A 10,571-nucleotide genomic window follows, 5' to 3' on the forward strand; every position below is an offset into this window, starting at 1 on the left:
CGGCCGCTCGTTCATCCCCGGCCTTGATATCATCGCCACGTTGAATCCAGACGAGGCAACGACAGCGCCATGCCCATTTCCCCACCGTCCACCGTGCTGTCGGCGATGCGCCGTTACCAACGCGCCGCGCTGTTCGGCGGCGGTATCGTGCTGACTGTCCTTGCGCTCGTCACGTTCGGAATGGCAGTGGCGTCCATTGTTCACGTGCACCTGGCCAGCGAGCGGCGTGCGTTGACGGTCGAGGGCCTGCAGTTGGCCAGCGAAGCCGTGAAGGCGGAGCGCGTGCTGCGCAGCACGGTCTATTTCGCGGAACTCATATGGGCGCAGCGCGAAACGGCTTCGGGCGCCGAGGTCGCGCGGTTTCGCGCGAACGGCGGCCAAATGGAACTTCGGCGCGGGAGCGGGCTGCAATCGATGTTGTTCGTCAGTCCGTCGCCCGCAGCGCCGGTGCCGGAGCTCGGCCGCTTCATCGCACTGACGGGGCATCTGTCGGCCACGATGGCTGCCATCACCAGCGAACAGCACTATGACCTCAGTGCTTACCTCTACACGCCGTCGCGTGACCTGGTCGTGGCTTCGCCGGCGCCCTGGCCCGATCAGGCGCGGCTCGATGCATCGCTCTCGAACCGAACCGCGCTGTTCGACGCGCTGACGCAGGCGGGCGGCAAATCGATCGCGCCCGACAAGGCGACCGATCCGCGCAACGGTTTGCGCGCGGTGCGCTGGGTCGATCCGAGCCCCAGTCCACTGACCGGCATCCCGTCTATCCGGCTGACGATCAACGCCGTGGACACGAGCGGCGCGCCGTTCGCCGTGTTCGTCAGCGAAATCCCGGTCGATCTGATGCTTCGATCGGTATCGGCTGACCGGTTCGACGGGACCTTCGTCGTGACGAACCAGGAAGGCGTACCGATTACGACGAGCGCCGAGGGTACGGCCCGGCCCGACGTGCTGGCGGCCGCCCGCGAGGTGGCCGGCGCATCGGGCATCGTGACGCGGCGGGCAAGCAATGGCGTGTTCACCGCGAGCGGACCGCTAGGCACGACTGGCTGGCGCCTCATCTATGCATACACCTGGGGCGATCTGGCAGCCGGCATCTGGCCGCAGGTCCGTCTCACGGCCGCGCTCGCGGCGGGGTTGATTGGCGTGCTGTGGGCGCTGTTGCTGTGGTTCAACCGGCGCGTGTTCGGGCCATTGCTCGAACAGTCGGCGCGCGTCGTCGAAACCGAGCACCTGAACCGGATGCTGATCGAAACCGCGCCGATCGGCCTGGGTGTGATCGAGGCCGGCACCGGCCGGCCGATGCTGTTCAGTCCCGCGACGAACGACGTGGCGGAGCGGGTGGTCACGGAAACGGATTCGCTGTTCGGAGACATTGCACGGCGCTACGTCGAGCAGCGCGACGCCGGCATCGTGCACGACGATCTCGCGCTTACCACCCGCGACGGCGACCGGATCGACCTGGCGATCAGTCTGGCGCCCGCGCGATACCGGAACGCCAGCGTGCTGATCGCGGCCTTCACCGACATCACGGACAAGAAGCGCATCGAGCAGGCGTTGCGCGACGCCAAGCTCGCGGCGGATAACGCACGGCACGCGGCCGACGATGCGAATCGCGCCAAGTCGACCTTTTTGTCGACGATGAGCCACGAGATCAGAACGCCGCTGAACGCGATCCTCGGCAATCTCGAACTGATCGAGCGCATGGCGTTGCCGGCGGCCGCGGGCGAGCGTCTGCGTGTCGTCGTGTCGTCATCGAACGCATTGCTCGGCATCATCAACGACGTGCTCGATTTTTCGAAGATCGAGGCCGGACAGATATCGATCGAATCGATTCCGTTCGATGCCGCGGCCGTGGTGCGGGACGTCGCGGCGATCTTCGAGCCGGTGGCCGACGCGAAGGGGCTGCTGTTCGACTGCATCGTCGACGACGGTCTCGCCGCGCGCTATCTGGGCGATCCGACACGCGTTCGCCAGATCGCGTCGAACCTGCTCAGCAACGCGATCAAGTTCACGGACGAAGGCGACGTGCTGATCGAGATCAACGCGACAACCGATGATGCGGGGCGGCCGTCCATTGCGATCGGCGTCAGCGACACCGGGATCGGAATCAGCGATGCGCAGCAGCGCAAGCTGTTCGAGCCGTTCACGCAGGCCGATTCGACGATCGCGCGGCGCTTCGGCGGCAGCGGGCTCGGGCTGTCGCTGTGCCGCCGGCTGGTCGACCTGATGGACGGCACGATCGACGTGAGCAGTGTGCCCGGCGAGGGTAGCCGGTTCGTCGTCACGCTGCCGTTCCCGCCGACCGATGCGCCGCTGCCTGCGGACGATTCGGCATTGGCGCTCGGCGGCGCGGCGGCGCTGGAGGGCCTGCGCGTCCTCGCCGTCGACGATCAGCCGTCGAATCGCGAGCTGATGCGGATGCAACTCGAGGCGATCGGCTGCAGCGCCGAGCTGGCGGAAAGCGGTGCCGATGCGTTGCATCGCCTCAACACGCAACCATTCGATCTGCTGCTGACCGACCTCAACATGCCGGGCATGGACGGCTACGTGCTCGCGCGCAGCCTGCGTGCGCAAGGGGCGACCTTGCCGATCGTCGCACTGACCGCTCACGCCGAAATCGAAGAACACCGGCGTTGCAAGGCGGCCGGCATCGACGCGGTGCTGGTGAAGCCCGTCATGCTGGCGACGCTCGATGCGACGCTGCGCCGCCTGTCGGGTGCGACCGCGTCGCCCGCGGCACGCATGCCCGACAGCGACAGCATCGGCGACGGGCGCCTGCCCGACGCGGTGCATGTGGCGTTGAGCCAGTCGGCGCACGGCCTGCTGGCGTCGCTGCGCGAGGCGCTCGCCGGGAACGACGCCGATGCGGTGCTGCGCGATCTGCATACGCTGCGCGGGATGTTCGCGATGATCCGCGAGTACCCGGTTGCCGACACGTGTGCGGAACTGGAGCGACAGGTCAAACGTGGCGAGCTGGCCACCCTCGCGTCCGCGTTCGATGGGCTCGAATCGCTTGTCCGGCAAACCCTCGGCAGACGCGGCGAGTCAGCACCCGCGCGCCAGCAGTCAACAGAATAGGACCAGCCTGACGGTGCTTCGCCGCCGTTTTAAGATTGATCCGATTATCGGGATGGACGCCCGTCTCTATATTGTCCGGGTGGGGAGATCGCGTAGATTCCAGCCACGGCGCCATGCCGTGCCGCGCCGGGACCGATCGAGCTCCTGTTTGCAACGACAAAATCGAGGCCGGGGGAACGTGTGCAGGCAGATGAACTGGGTCGGCATTGGGAAGATGGTTCGTCAATTCGTGTGATGCTCGCGGACGATCATCCCGCTGCGCTGCTTGGCCTGCGCCATACGCTCGCGGGGGAGCCCGGCATGACGATCGCCGGCACGGCCCGCGGCCCGACGGAATTGCTGTCGGCGCTCGAGGCCGCGGATTGCGATGTCCTGCTGTCGGACTACGCGATGCCCGGCGACGGTCAGGACGGCTTGCCGATGTTCCGTCATATCCGCCGGCATCATCCGTCGCTGCGCATCGTCGTCCACACGATGATCGACAATCCGGCCACCGTGCGGTTGCTGATACACGAAGGGATCGGCTGCCTGCTCAGCAAGACGGACGTGATCGCGCACCTGGTGCCGGCTATCCATGCCGCGTATACGGGCGGCAGCTACGTATCGCCCGCCGTCGCACAGCTGATCGGCGTGGCGTCCGGCCCGCTGCTCGGCCATCGGCGTGTGACGGCGTGGACGGAGCGTGAAGCGAAGATCATCGAGCTCTATATGTCGGGGCTCACCGTCAACGAGATCGCGGACATGCTGCATCGCACCAAACAAACCGTCAGCGCGCAGAAAAGCACCGCGATGGCCAAGCTCGGGCTGCACAGCGACATCGATCTGATCAAGTATGTGATCGAGACTGCCGCAGCAATGCGGCCGGCGTAGCCGGCGCGACAACGCGCGAAAGAGCCGGCACGTGGCTGCCGTCGCGCAGGCGTTCTATCGTAAAATTGCGCCGGCCGCCCTCGATCGGCAGCGCCAGATGGCACACAGGAGAATCGAATGAACGAACTGCGCATCGGTGTGGTGGTGGCCGACGACCATCCGGGGATGATCGTCGGTGTGTCGCACGAATTGTCCAGAATGAAGGAGATCGAGCTCAGGGGGCACGCGACCAATTCGACCGAGCTCGTCGAACTGCTGGAGACGACGCCGTGCGACGTGCTGGTGTCCGACTATGCGATGCCGGCCGGCCAGTACGGCGACGGTATCGCGCTATTCAATTTCATCCGTCGACGCTTTCCCGACGTGAAGCTCGTCGTGCTGACGATGCTCGACAACCCGGCGATTCTCGGCTCGCTCGACGACATCGGCGTACGGGCGATAGTCAGCAAGGCCGATGCGGTGTCGTATCTGTTCCCTGCTATTCTGACCGCGCACGCAGGCGGCCTCAAATACCATTCCCCAACCGTTTCCGATGTGCTGAAGGTGCGCGAAGCGCGCCTCGCGAGGCCCAATGCGAAGAGCGAATTGAGCGTGCGAGAAACGGAAGTCGTGCGGATGTTCGTGTCGGGCATGCGCGTCGACGACATTGCCGACAAATTGAAACGCAGCAAAAAGACGATCAGCACGCATAAGGCGCGTGCGATGGAAAAGCTCGGGATCAAGAGCGATACGGATCTGGTCAAGTATGCCGTCGAGCACGGCTGGGAAACGTCGTCCCGAGCAAAGCCCGATCAAGGTGCCTGACATGGTGTTACCGGGCGTGGCTTGCCGCCGGTTTTACCACGCTCAAACTCGCTGCCCGGTCGATTGCGGCCCCCTTGAATCGCGATCGGCCGGCGCGGACAGCGCCTGCCGTTCCCACCCCTCGACGATGTGACGCCGCTGTTGCGGCGACGAGAACAGGAATTCATTCATCGCGCCAAGGAACTCTCGGCGCTCGACGCCCGCTAGTTTCGAAAACTCGATCAGAATCAGTCGCACTCTTTCCTTTTCAATATGCTTCACGATGTCGGCCTGTAACGACGCGCTTGACTGTTTAGGTGTACTGCGTCGGCGTCTTGACGCGCACCCTTGCTAAGTTAAAAGGCGTCATCGATAGTGTCCATCGGACCCGTCCGGGAATGTCAATTTTGATCTGACTTTTCGGCCGGATCGGTAATGCCAGTGGGCACTTCGATCGGGCGCGCGGTGGACGGGACGAGTCCTGTTTCAATTCCGTAGCGCACGAGGTCGACTTCTCGTTCGATATTGAGCTTCAACATCGCGTTGCTCTTCTGTGTGCTGATCGTCTTCTTGCTGCGATGCAGCCGCTCGGCGATCTCGTCGATGCGCATGCCCGACACGAACAGTCGCACGACCTCGAGCTCGCGCAGCGTAAGCCGCGGCTCGCCTCGCGTGGCACGCCCCGACAGTCGCTGCGCGCGCAGAATCCGTTCGATCGTCGGCGACATGTAGCCGCCGTTCGCATACGCGGCATGGACGGCGCGCGACAGATGCGTCGTGAGGTCCGACTTGCTGACGATGCACGGGATGTCGAGTTGCGTGAGCGCCGACAGAATCGCCGGACTTTCGAGCATCGTCAGGACGACGATTTTCAGATGCGGATAGCGCTGCTGGATCAGGGAAAGCAGCGCGACGCCGTCGCCGTAGTTGCCGGCCGGCATCGAGTAATCGCATACCAGCACGTCGAAACGCATGCGGCTCAGCAAGTCGAACAGCTCGGTGGAATTGCGCGCGAGACCGTCGACCGAGATTGACTGACTGTTCGACAACTCGTGCTTGACACCGAACAGGATGGCGGGATGGTCGTCGGTCACGGCGACATGGATCATGTTGGTTTTCATCGATTCGATAGCCTCGCTCGATATGTCAGGGATGTATCGACAGCGTGTTCGGTCGCCGGTCGGAGAATGCATCGATGGTTCCGCAATGACGAGGTCGGTCGCGCGCGATGCCGCGGGCGACGAACCGGAACGAGAATGGACCGGCGTGTTCAGCCAAGACTTTATTGAGTCGCGCCGGCCGCGAGAAGCGGCCGAGTCCTATAGAAATGCCGAGGACCATCAGACCAGGCCTAATGTGATTCGGGTGATTTGGCTTAACGTCTTATGCCGTTATCCAGATGGGTAGGACGAGGTTCAATTGCGGGTGATGCGATCCGCGAAGAAATCGCGCGCGTCATCGTAAGCCACCGACCATAGGACTGGACAGACAAGGAGGGCGACGGGTTTTCAGTTTGGCCCGATAGGTAAGTCAATGGAGGTTCCGTAAATTGCATCGGGTGCCGAAGCAAACGAATCTTCATTGAGGAAACAGATGAACAAGTCTTATCGAGTGGTATGGAATGCGTCCACCGGGACGTGGACTGCCGTGTCGGAAACGGCGTGTGCGCGTCGGAAGCCTGCGAAGGTGCAATCGGCAGTGACGGCTACGGTGGCGATGATGGCCGGGATCTGCGGTACGACGATCTCGCTTGATGCGAAAGCACAGGCGGCAGCCAATGGTGCGGGCGGATTGGTTTTGTGCGGCCCGCTTGGGGGCGTAAACGGGAGAATCTTTGGATCAGGCAATCCCAACAGTACAGCGCTTTCTGCGGCATGCGATCCTGCGCCCGGTAGCAATTTGTATCAGGGGCATCGTGCTTCCTTCGTGTTATCTAACAATACCGGCCCGAATGGTAACGGTATTGGAATGGCATCTGCAGCGACTGCAGCCGGCATCATGGGTAGTGCGGACGGTCATCTCGTGCTGCTCGGGGGTTCCGGTGTGCATATCACTGGCCCGGCCGATTTCGACAACAACGTCAACCTGGCGAGCCATCGCATCAACAATCTGGCTGCCGGCGTCGCAGGTACCGACGCAGTCAACCTCAATCAGCTGAATGCAGCGATCAAGCAGGCATCGACCGATAACCCGTACGTCAAGGTGAACAGCACGGGAACGGGAGCATCGGCCGGGATTACGGGCGCAATTGCTATCGGCGAAAATGCTCGCGTGACTTCCGGGACGATTCCCGGCGCCGCAAATTCGATCGCAATCGGAACGGACGCGTCGGTCGCCGGTATCGGGTCGATCGGTATCGGTGCGAAGGCGAGCAATTTCGGTTCTTACTCGGTCGCCATCGGCGACTCGGCTTATTCGCAGCGAGGAGTCGCGCTCGGCGCGCTCGCTCGCGGAAGCGCAGACGCGGCTGTTGCACTCGGGAACGGCGCGACGGCCAGCACTGGCAGTGCGGTCGCACTGGGCTCCGGCAGCGTGGCGAATCGAGGAAATGCCGTATCGGTCGGCAGCGCCGCGACCGACGGCAGCGGCTTTACACGTCAGATCGTCAACGTCGCCGCCGGCACGCAAATTACGGATGCCGTGAATCTCGGGCAGTTGAATGCCGCGATTGCGTCGGTCGACAATCCGTATGTGAACGTACGCGGCACAACCCCAGCTACTGCTACAGGCACCAAGTCGATCGCCATCGGCGACGGTGCGTATGCAGGAAATACATATAGTGGAGACATCGGGCAAACGAATATCGCGATCGGTGCCGGCGCCCGTACGTCGGGTGGCCTGGGGCAGATTGCATTTGGCGAGGGCGCTTCAGCACAGAACAGCATTGCCGGCGGCGCGATTGCGATCGGCCGCAATGCGACCACGACGAGCCGGGGCGTCGCATTGGGCGACGGCACCCGCGTGACGGCGAACTATGGCGTCGCATTGGGCGACAATTCGCTCGCAAATCGCGGGAACAGCGTGTCCGTCGGCTCGGATACGCTCAAGCGCCAGATTACCAATGTGGCTGCCGGTACGCAGGATACCGACGCAGTGAACGTCGCGCAGTTGAACGAGGCCATCGCGAACGTCGACGGCGATAGCCCGTATTTCCGTGCGAACGGTGCAGGCGACGGCAGTGACGCGGCCAACGCGGTAGGCGCAGGCTCGGTCGCTGTCGGCTCGAACGCGGCGACGGTCACGGATGGTGGCGTCGCGATCGGCAACCATGCAGCGTCCACGATGCAGAATGGCGTCGCAATCGGTAACACCACGTCCGCATCGGAGAACGCAGTCGCTGTCGGTTACGACGCGCATGCGATGAGCGCAGGGTCGATCGCGGTGGGTGCGCGTTCGACCGCCGCCATGAATGGCGCGTCGCTGGGCTTCAACGCCAAATCCGCGAGCAACGCCGTCGCGCTGGGCGCGAATGCCGTGGCGGTCGGGGACAATTCGGTCGCGCTCGGTAATGGGTCAGCGGCGTCTGAAGCCAACACGGTGTCGGTTGGTACTGCAAGCAATCAACGCAAGATCGTGCACGTCGCGCAGGGCGCCGTGCACGCGGCGAGTACGGACGCCGTCAACGGCTCGCAGCTGTTCGACGCGGCGCAAAGCGTGGCGAGTGCGCTCGGTGGCGGCGCGACGGTGAACGCGGACGGCACGATCGGTGCGCCGACCTATCAGATCGGCGGCACGGATTTCAACAACGTCGGCGATGCGCTGACGAACCTGGACGGCCGCACGACCGAGAATACGGACGGCATCGCCGACCTGCGGGACAAGCTGACGGATAGCGGACTGGTCGACGACAACGGCAACACGCTGGCAGCCGTGACGTACGACAAGAATGCGGACGGTACGCCGAACTACGGTTCGGTGTCGCTCGGCGGGGAAAACGCACGCGCGCCGGTGGCGTTGAAGAACGTTGCCGCAGGCAAGGACGACACGGATGCGGTGAACGTCGGTCAGTTGAAGGACTCGGGCCTGGTTGGCGACGACGGTCATGGCAACCTGACGTCGCTGGCGGTGACGTACGACGACGCGATGAAGACCGGCATCACGCTCGGCAACGCCGGTACGCCTGTGGCCATCCATAACGTAGCGGCAGGCGACCTGTCGGCGACGAGCACGGACGCAGTCAACGGCTCGCAACTGTTCGAGACCAACCGGAACGTCACGAACCTCGGCGACCAGATCACGAATGTTTCGAACGAAGTGACCGACGCGACGCGCTACTTCAAGGCGAACGGGCTGAACGACGGCACGGACGACGCATCGGCAACGGGCACCCGTGCCGTGTCGATCGGCGCGAACGCGAACGCCGTCGGCGGCAACGCGATCGCGTTGGGCGCGAACGCGGCAGCAAACGGCACTTCGTCGCTCGCGCTGGGCACGGGTGCGAACGCGTCCGCGATGAACTCGATCGCGCTGGGTGCGAACTCGGTTGCCGATCAGGTCGGCGTGGTATCGGTGGGCCAAGTGGGCGCCGAGCGCCGGATCGTCAACGTCGGCGATGCGCAGGCGGGGACTGACGCGGTCAACCTGCGCACGCTCGAGGAGAAAATCGGCGCGGGTTCGGCTGCGACGCTGAATGAGGTCGATGCACGCGTGAACCAGTTCAACGATCAGGTGGCCAAGCTCCAGTCGACGCTGGACGCGATGCCGCAGGCAGCGGCGGACGGCGGCTACTTCGTCGCGGACGGCGCGGGCGACGGCAGCGATGTGCCGACGGTCGCGGCCGGGCTCGGCGGGCTCGCCGCCGGCGCGGGCGCGACGTCGAGCGGCATCGGCGGCGTTGCCGTCGGCGCGGCCGCGAAAGCGACCGGCACGCAAACCACGGCGCTCGGCACGGATGCGCAGGCGTTGAACGGCAATGCGACGGCCATCGGCGGCGGCGCAACGGCAAACGGCAGCTCGAGCGTGGCGATCGGTTCCGGTGCGGTGACCGCGGCAGGCGCCAATTTCGCGACGGCTATCGGATCGCTGGCGAACGCGGCCGGCGGCAGCGCGGTCGCGATCGGCAACGGCGCAAATGCGGGCAGCCAGAGCCTCGCGATCGGCACGAACTCGGGCGCGACGGGCGCCAACTCGGTCGCGATGGGCTTCAACACGAAGGCGAACGCCAACAACTCGGTCGCGCTGGGCGTCGGTTCGCAGGCGGATCGCGTCAACTCGGTGTCGGTCGGTGTTGCGGGCGGCGAACGTCAGATCACGAACGTGGCTGCGGGTACGGCGGATACCGATGCGGTGAACGTGAAGCAACTGAAGGATGCGGGCCTCGTGGGCACCGATCCGGGTACGGGCGACCTGGCGTCGCTGGCGGTCACGTACGGCAAGAACCCGGACGGCTCGGCGAACTTCGACGAAGTGGCGCTGAAGGGCGCTGACGGCACGACGATCTCGAACGTGAAGGCGGGTGTGGCCGACACGGATGCAGTCAACGTGAGCCAGTTGAAGGGTTCGGGCCTGATCGGCGACGACGGCAAATCGCTTGCTGCGGTCACGTACGACGACGCGTCGAAGGGCACGATCACGCTGGGCGGCGATCCGGCAACGGGCGGCACGAAGATCAAGAACGTATCGGCAGGCGACCTGTCGGCGACGAGCACGGACGCGGTCAACGGCTCGCAGCTGTTCGCGACGAACACCCGCGTGGGCGACCTCGAAGACACGTTGCACGACAGCGGCCTGATCGACCCGGCGACCGGCGAATCGCTGGCGGTGGTGTACGACAGCGCGGCGAAGGACAAGGTGACGCTGGGCGGTACGAGTGCATCGGCTCCGGTGACGCTGTCGAA

General features: G+C 64.5%; 6 protein-coding genes. 4 read left to right on the plus strand and 2 right to left on the minus strand.

The features are described from left to right. Window positions 1–69: 69 nt before the first annotated feature. From WS61_RS11000 to WS61_RS11010, 3 genes are all read left to right on the plus strand, one after another. Window positions 70–3,081 (plus strand): hybrid sensor histidine kinase/response regulator, encoded by a 3,012-nt coding sequence (locus WS61_RS11000; protein ID WP_095211680.1) that lies wholly within the window; start codon window positions 70–72, stop codon window positions 3,079–3,081. A gap of 234 nt (window positions 3,082–3,315) precedes the next feature. Continuing rightward, window positions 3,316–3,951: a response regulator transcription factor gene (locus WS61_RS11005; protein ID WP_059500502.1), complete on the plus strand. Its 636-nt coding sequence runs from the start codon at window positions 3,316–3,318 to the stop codon at window positions 3,949–3,951. 117 nt (window positions 3,952–4,068) lie between these two features. Further along, a complete protein-coding gene (locus tag WS61_RS11010; protein WP_059500503.1) occupies window positions 4,069–4,755 on the plus strand; it encodes a response regulator transcription factor in 687 nt (228 codons plus the stop codon). Between the two features lie 42 nt (window positions 4,756–4,797). Here WS61_RS11010 and WS61_RS11015 read toward each other — a convergent pair whose 3' ends face one another. Both WS61_RS11015 and WS61_RS11020 read right to left on the minus strand, forming a co-directional pair. Further along, window positions 4,798–5,016 (minus strand): hypothetical protein, encoded by a 219-nt coding sequence (locus tag WS61_RS11015; RefSeq protein ID WP_156441738.1) that lies wholly within the window; start codon window positions 5,014–5,016, stop codon window positions 4,798–4,800. 119 nt (window positions 5,017–5,135) lie between these two features. Then, entirely contained in the window at window positions 5,136–5,855 is a 720-nt protein-coding gene (locus tag WS61_RS11020) for a response regulator (protein ID WP_059500505.1), read from the minus strand. A 472-nt stretch (window positions 5,856–6,327) separates the two neighbouring features. On the opposite strand from WS61_RS11020, the gene WS61_RS11025 reads away from it, so the two are divergent. Then, window positions 6,328–10,571: ESPR-type extended signal peptide-containing protein (locus WS61_RS11025; protein WP_373557116.1), on the plus strand; the 4,244-nt coding region annotated here is incomplete at its 3' end.

The sequence above is a fragment of the Burkholderia sp. ABCPW 11 genome (genome assembly GCF_001523445.1).
In the GTDB taxonomy this organism is placed as follows: Bacteria; Pseudomonadota; Gammaproteobacteria; order Burkholderiales; family Burkholderiaceae; genus Burkholderia.